Genomic DNA, 14,005 nt, shown 5'->3' on the forward strand with positions numbered 1-14,005 from the left:
AAAGATGTTGCGTATTAGTCCAAAATTATTGCCCTATTTCAAAGGATTTAGCTTTTCAGCAGAGATAATAATGTTATCAGTATACATGAAGTGTCGATTTTCTTTGAGCTATCGAGATTTGGAAGAAATGATGAGTATAAGAGGAGCGAAAATTGATCATGCTACGCTACAAAGGTGGATTATCAGATTTGTGCCACTGATAGATGAAGAGTTGAGGAAAAGGAAGAAGCAGGTTGGCAGTAGCTGGAGAATGGACGAGACCTACATAAAATTAAACGGTAAATGGGTTTATCTATACAGAGCACTAGATAGTCTCGGCAATACTGTAGACTTTCTGCTGTGTACTCGTAGAGACAAGTCTGCAGCACTTGCATTCTTTCGTAAAGCCTTTAGAAGGAATAATCTTCCTGAGAAAGTAGTAATTGATAAAAGCGGCAGTAATATTGCTGCTCTTGATGACTTGAATACGGAAATTCCTGAACCTTATAGAATCACGGTTTTTCAAGTAAGATATCTAAATAATATTGTTGAACAAGATCATAGATTTATCAAAAAATTAATAAAACCAATGCTTGGGTTTAAAAGCTTCCATTCTGCAAAGATTACCATCACAGGCATAGAAAATATTCGTATGATTCAAAAAAGACAAATTATTAAAGCTAATGATAATGGTTCTACTTTTGAAAATTTTGCTATGTTAATGGCTCTATAACTCTCATAATTCCAGTTTTTACAATCTTCTTGTACTACAATTTATAGATGCGACAGAACCTTCTGCTGACATAATTAATATTATCACTTCCACCATTGCTCCAAACAATTCCATAGTAAAGATACTCTAGCTGTGTTCTTATCACCTCAGCATTCGCTGCTTCAGTGCCAAGTAACTTTTCTATTACAGAATTACCTTCTCGACTAAGAAAATTTTCTACATCAATTTTAACATTTTCGTGATGAACCATGTCAAAATTTAATCCTACACAAATAGCTTCATTAGCTATAGTAATCATTCTTATAGAGTTAGAAAAAGAGCCCTTAACATAATCTTGTGCTTGCTTCAATGCTTTTATCACTGTACTTATCTCACCAGTACCTGCTTTAAGCTCAATAATAATAGGAATAGAGCTTAGCGACTTATCAGAACCGCGCACAAGTAAAATAATGTCTGCGTAACCTTTTCCAGCAAATAATTCGAGATAAAGTTTTAGGTGAAAACGATACTTAAAATTTATCAAAAACCCAGCTAAAAACCCATGATGACTTGATTCTTTACCGCTAAATAGAGTTTCTTTTTCATATTTCTTATAGACATTTGTAATATAATTAAACATTCTTCTAGCGTTCTTTTTTACTTCTTCGAAATCTTGATTACTCAATTTTGAAATTAAGCTCTCTAGGTCTTGTTGGTCACGATCTTTTTCTATTTCTGTAAAACCTTTTTGTGAATAATCAGTCTTTTTACTAAAAGCTGGATCAACCTTTCCGTACTTTACTTCTTTTCCTGTAATTGTTATTTCATGCTCTTCTTTTTCTAGTTTATCAAACTCTGCTCCCATTTTCCATTTCTGTGCTATTTTTTCTAACTCTCCTTGAGAGAACTTTAGATGCATGTTACCATCAACTTGATCAGACATCGTTATACACTTAAGTCCCTCATTAGTTAATATAGCTATTTTTAAAGTTCTATTATCATCAAAACGAAAATGAAGTTTTTTAATACCAATTTTAGTAGCAAGTTCTGTGTCTAATACAGTAGCAAACATACCAAAAAAGAAACTAGGGAAAAAGCCTGGCTTTCCAACTGAATGCAAAAAAGAAGGAGATTGATTGATAAACGATTGGAACCTTTTTTGAAAATCTAGGAACTCGTCTTTTGATTTATTTCTCATTAACAGAAGCTGTACCAACTCAAGCGGCTTGACATTACTTGGCATATTACTCCTATTTGCTATGGCTTAAAGATTTTATATTATATGGGGTATCAGTCGTACTGAGACTTGACTGTGGCAAAGTATCACCAGCTTCACGCAAAATTGATTCTTTAGAAGCTTCTTGAGCTAATTTAGAAAATACTTGTTCTCCTAACTGCAATTTTTTACCCCCATGAAATAACTGAATTTTACTTAATACAGAATCTTTAACCTTTATCATCTCTTCACCACTCATTTCTTTTACGTGCTTTAATATCTTCCCTAATATTTCTTCTTTACTTACCCCTTGTCTACTTGGATCCACAATTAAATTTGCTATTGTATATGTAACTGAATAGTCTACAAAAATAGAGGAAATAGATTGCTCCCCGCGGTCTTGAGTTTTTAATTTTATTATACGTTCCCAAACATTCATCATACATTTTTTTGTTTCTTCAGACAGATCTGGATTCTTCAGTACTTGATCTGATAATGAAGATAAAAAAGTTGTGTAACGTTCACATTCAATCTGACTACACAATCGGATTAATTCCATAAAAGAATCAAAGTAATACTGACCTACTAGCACATTCAACACTGCATAATAAGTATTTTCCTTATAACCTCTATCTAGTAATTTTTTCTTTTGCTCATCATCCATTTTAGACAGGCAAAACTCTATGGTGTCTACTTCTTTGTAACCCTTTACTGCAGATAAAGCTGCTTCAATTAACAGATCATCTTTATCTTGACTAGAAATACTGGAATCATTGTGTAATTTATTATAGAAGAACTCTATACCTTCTTCCCAGTTTTTATTAGAATTTATCTGTATGGATTTTTGCAAACCTTCAACTGATTTATATTCGTTTAGTTTTCCAATCTGCTTATCAATAAGAAAAGACCAGAAAGCTTCTATAGGGCTAGTTTCTTCGATATTTTCCAATAATTCTCTTCTCAGATCATCATCAGATCCATCTTCTTCAAAGGCACTTCTCTTAAATCTCATAAATACTTGTTCAAATAATCCAGGAATCTTATCTTCTAGACAATATTTACATGCCAAGTAATATCTATCTGCAAGATCAAGCGGATTTTCTTTTCCATTTTTATTTTTTTCTTCAGTTAGCCTTTCACCAACAGCTTTATTCTTTAATTTTATTCCATCCCAACAAGAATTATCAGAGAATATATCAGAAAAAAAAATTAGTTTTTCCTCATCAAAATCTTCAATTAATTGAATATAAGCCCTCAACCATCTTTCTACTCTAAGGTGTTTTCTTGCTTTAACTTGATTATCGTCGCCTTTAATAGCACCTTTTAATATATCAAGTATTTTATTGTAATTGTGATCCAAACCAGATTCCATACCCGCAACCCCATTTTGTATTTTAATATAAACTTTAGTCTAGTAAATTATCGTTGCCAAGTCAATCTTTTTCTCCAAACCTTACCACTGCACAACAGGAAATTTCTTGAGAGCCAAGTATGATATTTTCATTCTAATAATTAATTATTATAAAACATTTTTATTTACGAAAAAATAGACCTTGTTGTAACTAAAGAAACGTCTATTTTAGTGCTGCAAAAATTTGAATTATTGACTCTTTCTAAAATTGCAAAAAAGGTCGTATATTTGCGAGAACAAGCCGCATAGAAATAAGGTTATAAAAATAGAAGGTTTAAATTATTTTCATAAGCTTAGGCAAAACAGTTCGTACGTAGGTTTAGTAAAAGTGAGCCAATATAGCTGATTTCAGCGTATAATGAAATTATTATCTAGAAAAGTTCGTATGTATCGTTTGGTAGACCAATCCATTCCAAAACAAACTCTTCTCACGTCTCTTGATTTTGAGCACTGGAAATGGTTAATTTGCTTGAGATCTTAATCATATATCTTGCCAAATTAATAGTATTTTACTTGCGGAAGAATTAATAAGCGTATGATAAAAACAGAATTAAAAAAAAATGAAAGATCAGATTGACCTTATCAAGAGGCTCTTATTGAAAATTATTGCAAGTCTAAAATTTTCTATAATATTACTGGCCCTTTAATTTAATCAACAAGTAGTAAAATCTTTTATAGATATTAATCCATTTTTACCTTTTAGTGGACTTATTTATTAATATTAAATTTTGCATTTCTTATAATATTATTTACAGTCTCAATATCATTATTAAAAGAGCGATATGCATTTTCTACTGAAGTTTTATCATCAACGAAGTAGTGATAAGGATTTCGCATGGTTCTGTCGCATCTATAAATTGTAGTACAAGAAGATTGTAAAAACTGGAATTATGAGAGTTATAGAGCCATTAACATAGCAAAATTTTCAAAAGTAGAACCATTATCATTAGCTTTAATAATTTGTCTTTTTTGAATCATACGAATATTTTCTATGCCTGTGATGGTAATCTTTGCAGAATGGAAGCTTTTAAACCCAAGCATTGGTTTTATTAATTTTTTGATAAATCTATGATCTTGTTCAACAATATTATTTAGATATCTTACTTGAAAAACCGTGATTCTATAAGGTTCAGGAATTTCCGTATTCAAGTCATCAAGAGCAGCAATATTACTGCCGCTTTTATCAATTACTACTTTCTCAGGAAGATTATTCCTTCTAAAGGCTTTACGAAAGAATGCAAGTGCTGCAGACTTGTCTCTACGAGTACACAGCAGAAAGTCTACAGTATTGCCGAGACTATCTAGTGCTCTGTATAGATAAACCCATTTACCGTTTAATTTTATGTAGGTCTCGTCCATTCTCCAGCTACTGCCAACCTGCTTCTTCCTTTTCCTCAACTCTTCATCTATCAGTGGCACAAATCTGATAATCCACCTTTGTAGCGTAGCATGATCAATTTTCGCTCCTCTTATACTCATCATTTCTTCCAAATCTCGATAGCTCAAAGAAAATCGACACTTCATGTATACTGATAACATTATTATCTCTGCTGAAAAGCTAAATCCTTTGAAATAGGGCAATAATTTTGGACTAATACGCAACATCTTTGCTTTTTTAAAGATGATTATATTACTTCTTTTCTATTTTCCTACAAATGAAACTGACTTCGCTCTATAGATGCGACAGAACCGATGCGTATGGTTTATTTAACACCCTCTTAAATTTATAAAGCAAAACCTTGGATATAAACACTTTTTAAGCTATGTCATGATATGTAACTGACTTGCATTTTTTCTTTCCGTGTCCCACTTAAGACATTACTAGGCCCATTTTTATCTTCTAGTAGTTTTATAATATCGCTAAGACTAGAATGACTACACATGGATTTTAACTCTTCAAAAGGAGTAAAACCGATTCCATTAACAACTTTCTGATTTCCTAGTAATTCTATTGTATCTACGTAGTTAAGATTATCACGATAAAATATGAGTCGAAATTTTTTAATGTTAAAAGAAATGATATTCTCAACAACCTCCTGATTTTTTAGTAGTCTTACAATATCGCTAAAGAGAAACTTATCATTACAAAGTATGAATTTAAGTTTTTCATAATCAATAAAATTGATGTGCTCAACAACTTGTTGATTTTCTAGCAACCTTATAATCTTGTAACTGCTACTAGTATAATTGCTACTATTAAACTTATCGCTATTATGAATGAGTTCAAATTTTTCATAATCAATAAAACAGAGGTATTCAACAACTTTTTGATTTCCTAATAACTCCATAATATTTTCACCACTAAACTTATTACTCTTGAGTATAAGTTGAAGCTTTTTATCACCAATAGAGTTAATTCGATCAATAGAACTCTGATCTTTTAGTAATTCTGTAACATTTTGCTCACTAAGCTTACCATCACTCTCAACTATCATCCATTGAATAAGACGGATATTCCTAATATCATTTTGATTTTTTGGTGGTATTCCCACATCTGCATCGTTGCAAAACTGAACATCATCAACATGTTTTTCATTAATTCCTTTATTTCCTAGTGCTTCTTTAGCGAAGTTATTCGGATCATTTTTTTCATCTTCCTCGTAATCATAATATCCATAATTTTCTCCATTCTCCTCACTATCACTACTTTCGAATTCATTGTTGATATTGCAAATCTTTCCACCTTTTAGTATTTCTAGAATATTGTGCTCCGCAGGTGCATTATTTAGCATGGACCTAAACATTTCATCATCATAATCGTTGATGTGATTAACAATGCTCTCATCTAATAGTAATTCTTCAATACCTTTGTGACTAAACTTATTATGATACTTGCACAAGATTTTAAGCTTACTGTAATCCATTGAATTGATGCCATCAACAACTCTTTGATTTGATAGTAATTCTCTGTTATAAGTCTTACATATCAGTTGAAGTTTTTCGTTATATAAGTCTTCTGCATTGCCTGCCTTATCAAAATCCATAATCTTATTTCAATTTACTTAGTATTTTAATTTTGCATGTATTAGGAGGAAAGAATCAAGCATAAGGCCTAATGAATTTATTAGTTTATTTATGTTTCTTTTCATGTATAAATTTATAGAAAGTTTTATATAGAAGTTATTTTATGAGCAAAATTATAGAAATCAGAGCGCCAAAAACTCTTGGTGGTGAATCAGTTACGGAAGGTATAGTAAAAATAAAGAAAAATATCGGCGAAGCAGTAAAAGTAGATGACTTGATCTTTGAAATTGAAACTGATAAAACGGCGCTAGAACTAACTGCAGAAGCTTCAGGACAAATAACTGAATTTTTTGTGAAAGAAGATGATATAATTAGCCCTGATCAATTACTGGCAAAACTTGCTGCAGGAGAAGTAGAAGAAGAAGTGAAAAAAGAAGATAAAGGCGAAGGCCCTGATAAAAAAGATGCCCCTTCAGCTCGTAAAATTATGGAAGAAAATGCAATTAGTGCAGAAAATGTAAAAGGAACTGGCATGGGAGGTAGAATAACTAAAGCAGATGTGATAGACCATATGAGTAAAGCTGAACAACCTTCGGTAAAACAATATGAATCGCCAAAAAGTGTAGTAAGTGGAGAAAGAAGAGAAGAGCGAGTGAAAATGAGCAAAATAAGGCAAGTAATAGCTGCTCGTTTGAAAGCATCGCAAAATACTGCTGCAATACTGACCACGTTCAATGAAATTGACATGAAAAACGTCATGGATCTGAGGGCAAAGTATAAAGAAACTTTTGAAAAGAAATATGGAATAAAACTGGGTTTCATGTCGTTTTTTATAAAGGCAGCAGTGCAAGCACTAAAAGAAATTCGTGAGATTAACGCTGAGATTTCAGGTGATGAAATTGTATATAAAAATTACTATGACATAGGTGTTGCTGTTGGCACTGATAAAGGTCTTGTTGTACCAGTTATTCGTGATGCTGATCAAATGTCATTTGCTGAAATTGAACTAACTTTAGTTGCTCTTGGCAAAAAAGCACGAGAAGGTAAGCTGCAAGTATCGGAAATGGAAGGTGCAACATTTACTATCTCAAACGGTGGTGTATATGGTTCACTTCTTTCTACTCCGATAATAAACCCTCCGCAATCTGGAATACTTGGCATGCACTCAATACAAAATAGGCCAGTTGCTGTGAGTAGCTCAATTGAAATCAGACCTATGATGTACATTTCCCTCTCTTACGACCACAGAATAGTTGATGGCAAAGGAGCAGTTACTTTCCTTGTTAAAATCAAAAATTACATAGAAGATCCAAATAGATTGGTTTTGGAAATTTAAACAGATTAAAAAAAGACAAGTAAGTTTTTCTGAAGTTTTTAAGGTGGGTGTTACAGCTGTACAAACATTTGTTTATAAAGGTAACTTATACGAAAAATGGTCAGTACGAGCATTGTGATTTAGGCCTAAAAAATGCGAGTAGCCCATTTGGTGTTATCCAAGTAGCTGACACTGGGATCCAAATTGCAAGTAATGCATTAGGTTGGGTGAGTATAGGTCGTGCGTTATAGAATAACATCATTTACTATGTGCCATATTGCAATGTTTGTAAAGTTGTGTGTGTGGTCCACCAAAAGGGTGTCAGCTACTTGCATGACACTATCTGCTATTTTTCCTTATCTGAATGAATACAAAACGGTTTTTGGTTACTCACGAAATAGATTTGTCCATTTTACTCTTATTATTTAAAACGCTTTTATGTCAAATATATCAAATTTTTATTGTCCCAAATTTGGGAGAAAAACCCTGGACTTGAAGTCCATCCTTTTAAGAATATAATTTTAAGGTGAAAAATCTGAAAGAATGTGGAATATTATAGAAAAAGCAGTCACTCTGTATATATATCACATAGTGTGGATAACAAAATATCGATATCCAGTACTAGTTGGAGATATTGGACAGAAAGCTAAAGAAGTTGTACAAGAAGTATGTGCAAATAATCAAGTAGAAATTATCAGAGGTAGAGTTGCGTCAAGTCATGTACACGTATACGTTTCTGTACCCCCATACTTAAGTATTAGTAAGTTAGTGCAGTTAATAAAAGGAAAAAGTTCCAGAAAAATCCAGCAAAACTTTCCAGAGCTAAAAAAGAGATATTGGGTTGTGGGCAGTAGGCTAGTTTGTCAGGACTAGCGGAAATGTAACTGACGAAATGATAAAAAATTATATTGAAAATCACTCTAAAAAAGAAGATAAATTTGGTGACTTTCAAGTCGAAAGTTAGCATTCTATGCTCTCTCTCAATCTTTGGATTTTAATCCATAGTGGTTGAATTGACATATGTTAAAAACATTCTAAGATAAGACTATTTATAGAATAAGGGGGTATATAATGTTAACTAATTCTTTTAAAAAAAGTTTTGAAGCTGTTCAAGGTATATCTGAATCAGTATCGAGTGATAAACCGAATAGGACTTTCAATTTTCCTCCGAATAATAGGGTGAGAGCAGATGATCATCCATTTTTAGGTACCAAGCATGACCGCAAAATTGAATATTTAGATTGTGATGATGAAGAGTCAAAAAGGCGAATTCTTGCTGATAGCTCTCCTTATAATTCAGAAAATGAAAATCACGGTAAATATCTAAAAGGCAAGATTATTGATGAAACTAAGCAAGAAATTGCTCAACACATAGAAAACAGTGATGTAGAATCTGTACAGCTTAGAGTGAGAAGTCCAATTAGAACTATGTTGACTGCAAGAACTGTGCTGAATGATAATAAAGGAAAAATAAACATTAGTAATATTTTAACTAATGATTTTTTTGAAAGCAATAGGATAACGGCGGTTACATTGTTGCTACCTGGAGATGAAAAAAGAGGAATGCGTGGACGAGTTGATGAGCATGGAGTAAGAATTTATGAAGTAGCTAATGGCTCATATAACATGACTTTGAATTGGTACGATGAAGAAAAAGAATGTAAAATGAAAATTAATATTAGTGATGACGGTTCTATCAAGCTTATTGAAAGCAATGATATCACTTGGGAGCAAATAGCTGCACATAAAGAAGTAAAAGTAGGAAAACAATACGAAGCGAAGTCCTTGTATGATGCACTATCCTACTTACGTAAAGAAGGTTCTGAAATAGTAAAAGTTTCACAGAATCCTTCAACAAGTATGGAAAGTGTGACTATATCAAAACAACTTTCTTCTGCTCAAGGAGTAAGTAAATAAGAAGACTTTATGAGCTGCTTGCAAATATAGGCAGCTTATATTTCAGTATCCTTATTTCATGTTCTCTAGAGTATTTTTATTTCCTGTAATCTTTTTATAAAAACCATAGGCGCCAGTTGGTTTTAAAGTAAAGGTCAAGTATCTGGAATTCTGGACATAAAATCCTCCTGTGTAAAAAAAGTTAGAAAAAAATGCAGTGCATATACGACAGATATACACTGAAGAATATATTTTTTAATAAATTTGATTAAAAAGTCTGCAGACTAAAGATAGATTTTGAGCTCTTAAAATATCTCTAATTGTAATTATAATGAGGTTGGAAATATGCGGAAGTAATTTTTATACGTTAGCTACAGTTAAAACATAATTGACTTTGCCTAGTTAATATTTCAAATTATAAAAAAGGCAAATAATTTCTATGATATTGCAGGGTAAAAAAGGGTTAATAACCGGAATAATAAATAAGAGGTCAATAGCATATGGTATAGCAAAGACTCTCTCAGAGCACGGAGCTGAGCTTGCAATCACTTATCAAAATGAAGTAATAAAAGAGAAATTATTACCAATAGCGAATGAATTAAATGTGGAGCTAACACTACATTGTGATGTTTCAAATGAGGAAATCATACATAGTGCTTTTAAAGAAATAGAGGAAAAGTGGGGTGCTATTGATTTTTTGGTACATGCAATAGCATATTCTGATAAAAATGAGCTCAATGGTAAATACGTCGATACTTCACTAAACAACTTTCTCAATGCAATGCATATATCGTGCTATTCTTTTACTGCTTTAGCAAAAAGCGCCGAAAAAATGATGTTAAATGGTGGTAGTTTACTTACTTTATCTTACTATGGTGCTGAAAAAGTTATGCCAAATTATAATGTGATGGGTTTATGTAAAGCAGCACTTGAAGCAAGTGTAAAATATATAGCATGTGATCTTGGGCCAAAGAACATCAGAGTAAATGCAATTTCTGCTGGTCCAATCAGAACTTTGGCATCTTCTGGAATAAGTGACTTTCACTCCATATCGGAATGGAATAGAATTAATTCTCCACTTAGACGCAATGTTACAATAGAAGATGTTGGCAAGGCAGCACTATACTTATTAAGCGACCTGAGTAGTGGTACAACTGGAGAAATTTTACATGTTGATTCAGGGTATAATGTTGTGGGAATGAAGATAGTAGACTAATACAGTACTGCAGATGCATGTGAAGCCTGTGTTTTTTTGTTATCCGAGTAATTGACATTGGAGCCCAGTGTCAGCTACTCGAATGACAACATTTTTTAATTAAATCTCGCACATTAACCATAGAGTTATTATTTTATAAGTATTTGTTGCTGCTGATCTTCTATTTTTACTTCCTCCATTTGGGTTAAGGGATTGTGCGTGAGGGTTGCTCTTGAAGTTGCCTTGCAAGGAAAAAGTCTTTTTCCTCCCGATCTTGGAGTTGCTTTGCAAGCAAGAAATCCTATTGTTCTTGTGTTTGTTTTGCTAAGACTTTATTCTTATTAAGCAGTGGTTAAAAATGAGCATGGCTTTTATTATAGAATGCCCCCCTATAGAAGTATATAGACTATGAAGACTTATCTTACAGGTTGTGGTACTTGTTGTTGATAAAATGTTTTTTCTACACGTGCTTCTTCCACACTGCACCTTCTTGATAAGACTGGCTCCTCAAGGCATTTTATACGTTGCTGTACATCATTAATGCACTGCCATATAACATCACCAATTTTTCCATCAGCATTTTTTGCCAATAACTCATCAAACTCCCTCTCAATCTCTACTCTCTCAGAGATATCCTTTGAAAGATCACAATATTCCAAAATTTCATCTATCTGAAGTTGTTTTGCTAATAGAAAGTCTTCTTGCTCCTGCTGCTGTTTTATTAACTCTTGAGTTACAATTTTAGCCCTAGAGTAATGATTTCCTTCAAGATATATTGTTTCTCTCTCTTTACTACCCCATAACTCGTCATTTAATTTATAACTCTCACGATTAAACATCTGATTTAGTTGATCATTGTTTATCATTTCAGGATTTGGTTCAAACTTTTGTTGTTTCTCTCTGCCGCTAACTTTACAATGGACATTAATTTCAATGTTGGCTAAAGAAGCTAATAATTGAATTTCTTCAATAAAAGGAAAATAACTTTTACTTTCTATTGCTTCTAGATAGGATTGATAGAGTTCAGGTTTGTCAAGAAATGAGCGTGTAATAAAATCATTGTTATATTCGGCATTATAGTCACTCTCACCAATGCCATCAAGAGCCTCTGCATATTCACTTAGATTAAGCACAGCTTGATTATGCGATATATTAAATTTGCTAACAGCTCTACTTACTAACCTCTTCACATTACCTTCAGCATTTTCAATTTTCCTATTTGTTTGCTTAACCAGACCCTTTATTTTATCAGACCTGCCAGTTAAATCCCCTGGCTTATTAAAAAACATATTAAAAACCTTTTCTAGCTGATCCTTTAAAGGAGCTGGCATACTTGGATCATCTAAAGACGTAAATCGACTTAAAAATTTGTGCCATTCCATTCTCATATCTTGCGCTCTTTCAGCTTTATATGTACCAGAACTGTTATCACCAAACACTGCATGAAAAAAGCAATTGCCATCACCTGCAGTATCATATTTAACTACTTGGTTATTAGAAGGTTCTTTTTCTACATTACTCTCTGAAGTCTTGCGTCCTTTAGCATTTTCAATACTGTCAAAACCATTTGGTAATTTCCGTTTTCTAAGCCCAACCATAATTTCTACCTTAATTCAAGCTATATGTTATTATATTAACTAACTTATTAATAAGTAACTAATTAGGTATAGCAAAAATTTTTTAATTATGCAATAATTAAGGCTTTAAATAGCAAATATGAGCTTTAACTGTGGTATAGTTGGGTTACCAAATATAGGAAAATCAACTTTATTTAATGCACTTACAGAGTCAAGTGCAGCTGAAGCTGCAAATTATCCTTTTTGCACAATCGAGCCAAATGTTGGCAAAGTGCCAATACGAGATCAGCGTTTGAAACAAATTGCCTCGATTGCTCACTCAGGGAAAATAATCTACAATCAACTGGAAGTTGTCGATATTGCCGGCTTGGTTAAGGGTGCGAGCAAGGGTGAAGGACTAGGAAATAAATTTTTGAGTCATATCAGAGAAGTTGATGCCATTGTTCATCTGCTCAGGTGCTTTACGGATGACGATATCAGCCATGTAAACAGTAAAATAGATCCAATATCAGATGCTGAAATAGTGGAAATGGAGTTAATTCTAGCTGATATTGATAGCATAGAAAAAAGGCTTCCTCAATTGGAAAAGAAAGCAAAGCAAGGTGATAAAGAGCTAAAGAGACAACTTGAATTAATGCAAGAGGTATTAGCTACTTTAAAATTAGGTAAACCGGCAAGAAGCTTGGAGAATATCGATGAAGATGAGATGAAGTTGCTTCAATTGCTAACAACAAAGCCTGTTATGTATGTATGCAATGTTGAAGATACGAATATCATAACTGGTAATGAACTATCTAAAAGGGTGGAAAAAATGGCGGAAGAAAATAAAAGCAAATTTTATTGTATTTCAGCGAAACTTGAAGCAGATATTGCAAATCTTGATAGTGAAGAGGAAAAACAGAATTTTTTATCAGAATTTGGCTTACAAGAATCAGGACTTGATGGAGTAGCACGTATTATGTATGAAGTGCTAAGTATGATAACTTTTTTTACTGTGGGCCCCAAAGAAGCACGTGCATGGCCAATAAAGATAGGATCAACAGCTGACAAAGCAGCAGGTGTAATTCACACTGATTTTGAAAAGGGCTTTATAAAAGCAGAAACCATAAGCTTTGAAGACTATATAAAATATGGAAGCGAATTAGCTTGCAAAGATGCAGGGAAAATTCGCTTCGAAGGCAGAGATTATATCGTGCAAGATGGCGATATAATGCACTTTAGGTTTAATGTGTAGTATACATCTAACTACCAAAGTACCCGGGAGTCCAGCCTTTCTTTATGGCTTCCTCTTCGCTGATCTCATCTAGTTCCACGTCATGGAGAATGGAGCTAGGTGTTGTAACAACTTCTTTCCCCTGTGGTTGTATATTCTTCTCCTCCTCACATAGTACGTACTCCAGACGTTCTTCTAAAAATTCATGTAAAGCTTTACCTTCTATAAGCACATCTTCGTTTTGCTCATCTAATTTCAAAATTTCGTCTAGTTCAACATCTTTACCATTAATAGTTGCCTTACCAATCTCAATTTCACTAGGATTTACATTTAAACTAATAAAACAGTTAACAGAATTACCTTTCTCATCTTCTGCACTCCACCTAATTTTCATATCGCATGTTGCATCTTTTGCAAAATAGTAATTTCTTTTTCCATTATCATTCTTCTCAACCGTTGCTATTTTTTTATCGTTACTGTATATTTCTACTATCTTTACCTCATTTTTATTTCTTTCCATCCCTTCA

Annotated in this window: 12 protein-coding genes and 1 pseudogene; 7 read left to right on the plus strand and 6 right to left on the minus strand. The window is 32.9% G+C overall.

Annotated features, from left to right (window positions below):
- The first annotated feature begins 4 nt into the window (after window positions 1–4).
- The gene (locus CAI20_RS05800) at window positions 5–712 is read left to right on the plus strand and encodes an IS6 family transposase (protein WP_149168876.1); all 708 of its coding nucleotides are present in this window, start codon (window positions 5–7) and stop codon (window positions 710–712) included.
- Window positions 713–746: 34 nt separating this feature from the next.
- Here CAI20_RS05800 and CAI20_RS05805 read toward each other — a convergent pair whose 3' ends face one another.
- The 4 genes from CAI20_RS05805 to CAI20_RS05820 form a co-directional block, all read right to left on the minus strand.
- A complete protein-coding gene (locus CAI20_RS05805; protein WP_246111587.1) occupies window positions 747–1,934 on the minus strand; it encodes a hypothetical protein in 1,188 nt (395 codons plus the stop codon).
- Window positions 1,935–1,941: 7 nt separating this feature from the next.
- A complete protein-coding gene (locus CAI20_RS05810) occupies window positions 1,942–3,279 on the minus strand; it encodes a hypothetical protein (protein ID WP_149168925.1) in 1,338 nt (445 codons plus the stop codon).
- Window positions 3,280–4,215: 936 nt separating this feature from the next.
- Complete coding sequence (locus CAI20_RS05815; RefSeq protein ID WP_149168876.1) at window positions 4,216–4,923, minus strand: IS6 family transposase; 708 nt, start codon at window positions 4,921–4,923, stop codon at window positions 4,216–4,218.
- A gap of 161 nt (window positions 4,924–5,084) precedes the next feature.
- Window positions 5,085–6,302, minus strand: a complete 1,218-nt coding sequence (locus tag CAI20_RS05820) for a hypothetical protein (RefSeq protein ID WP_007302839.1) — start codon at window positions 6,300–6,302, stop codon at window positions 5,085–5,087.
- A 143-nt stretch (window positions 6,303–6,445) separates the two neighbouring features.
- Between CAI20_RS05820 and odhB the strand changes: the two genes are divergently transcribed.
- The 5 genes and pseudogenes from odhB to CAI20_RS05845 all read left to right on the plus strand — a co-directional run bounded on the left by odhB (window position 6,446) and on the right by CAI20_RS05845 (window position 10,709).
- On the plus strand, window positions 6,446–7,618 hold the full coding sequence (gene odhB / locus CAI20_RS05825; RefSeq protein WP_007302840.1) for a 2-oxoglutarate dehydrogenase complex dihydrolipoyllysine-residue succinyltransferase: 1,173 nt from the start codon (window positions 6,446–6,448) through the stop codon (window positions 7,616–7,618).
- A gap of 68 nt (window positions 7,619–7,686) precedes the next feature.
- Window positions 7,687–7,848 carry a hypothetical protein gene (locus tag CAI20_RS05830; protein ID WP_246111588.1) on the plus strand — a complete coding sequence of 54 codons (162 nt, stop codon included), beginning with the start codon at window positions 7,687–7,689 and terminating at the stop codon, window positions 7,846–7,848.
- 294 nt (window positions 7,849–8,142) lie between these two features.
- Window positions 8,143–8,561: pseudogene (tnpA, locus tag CAI20_RS05835) on the plus strand (IS200/IS605 family transposase).
- Window positions 8,562–8,668: 107 nt separating this feature from the next.
- Window positions 8,669–9,514 carry a hypothetical protein gene (locus CAI20_RS05840; RefSeq protein WP_007302842.1) on the plus strand — a complete coding sequence of 282 codons (846 nt, stop codon included), beginning with the start codon at window positions 8,669–8,671 and terminating at the stop codon, window positions 9,512–9,514.
- 418 nt (window positions 9,515–9,932) lie between these two features.
- Window positions 9,933–10,709: an enoyl-ACP reductase FabI gene (locus CAI20_RS05845; RefSeq protein WP_007302843.1), complete on the plus strand. Its 777-nt coding sequence runs from the start codon at window positions 9,933–9,935 to the stop codon at window positions 10,707–10,709.
- 395 nt (window positions 10,710–11,104) lie between these two features.
- Here CAI20_RS05845 and CAI20_RS05850 read toward each other — a convergent pair whose 3' ends face one another.
- Entirely contained in the window at window positions 11,105–12,286 is a 1,182-nt protein-coding gene (locus tag CAI20_RS05850) for a hypothetical protein (RefSeq protein WP_149168939.1), read from the minus strand.
- A 118-nt stretch (window positions 12,287–12,404) separates the two neighbouring features.
- Here CAI20_RS05850 and ychF point away from each other — a divergent pair, with 118 nt between their 5' ends.
- The gene (gene ychF, locus CAI20_RS05855; RefSeq protein ID WP_010406370.1) at window positions 12,405–13,499 is read left to right on the plus strand and encodes a redox-regulated ATPase YchF; all 1,095 of its coding nucleotides are present in this window, start codon (window positions 12,405–12,407) and stop codon (window positions 13,497–13,499) included.
- 7 nt (window positions 13,500–13,506) lie between these two features.
- Here the strand turns inward: ychF and CAI20_RS05860 are convergent, their stop codons facing one another.
- Window positions 13,507–13,998, minus strand: coding sequence for a hypothetical protein (locus tag CAI20_RS05860; RefSeq protein WP_246111589.1), 492 nt, complete (start codon window positions 13,996–13,998; stop codon window positions 13,507–13,509).
- Window positions 13,999–14,005 lie beyond the last annotated feature (7 nt).

The organism is Wolbachia endosymbiont of Chrysomya megacephala (assembly GCF_008245065.1).
Lineage (GTDB): Bacteria > Pseudomonadota > Alphaproteobacteria > Rickettsiales > Anaplasmataceae > Wolbachia.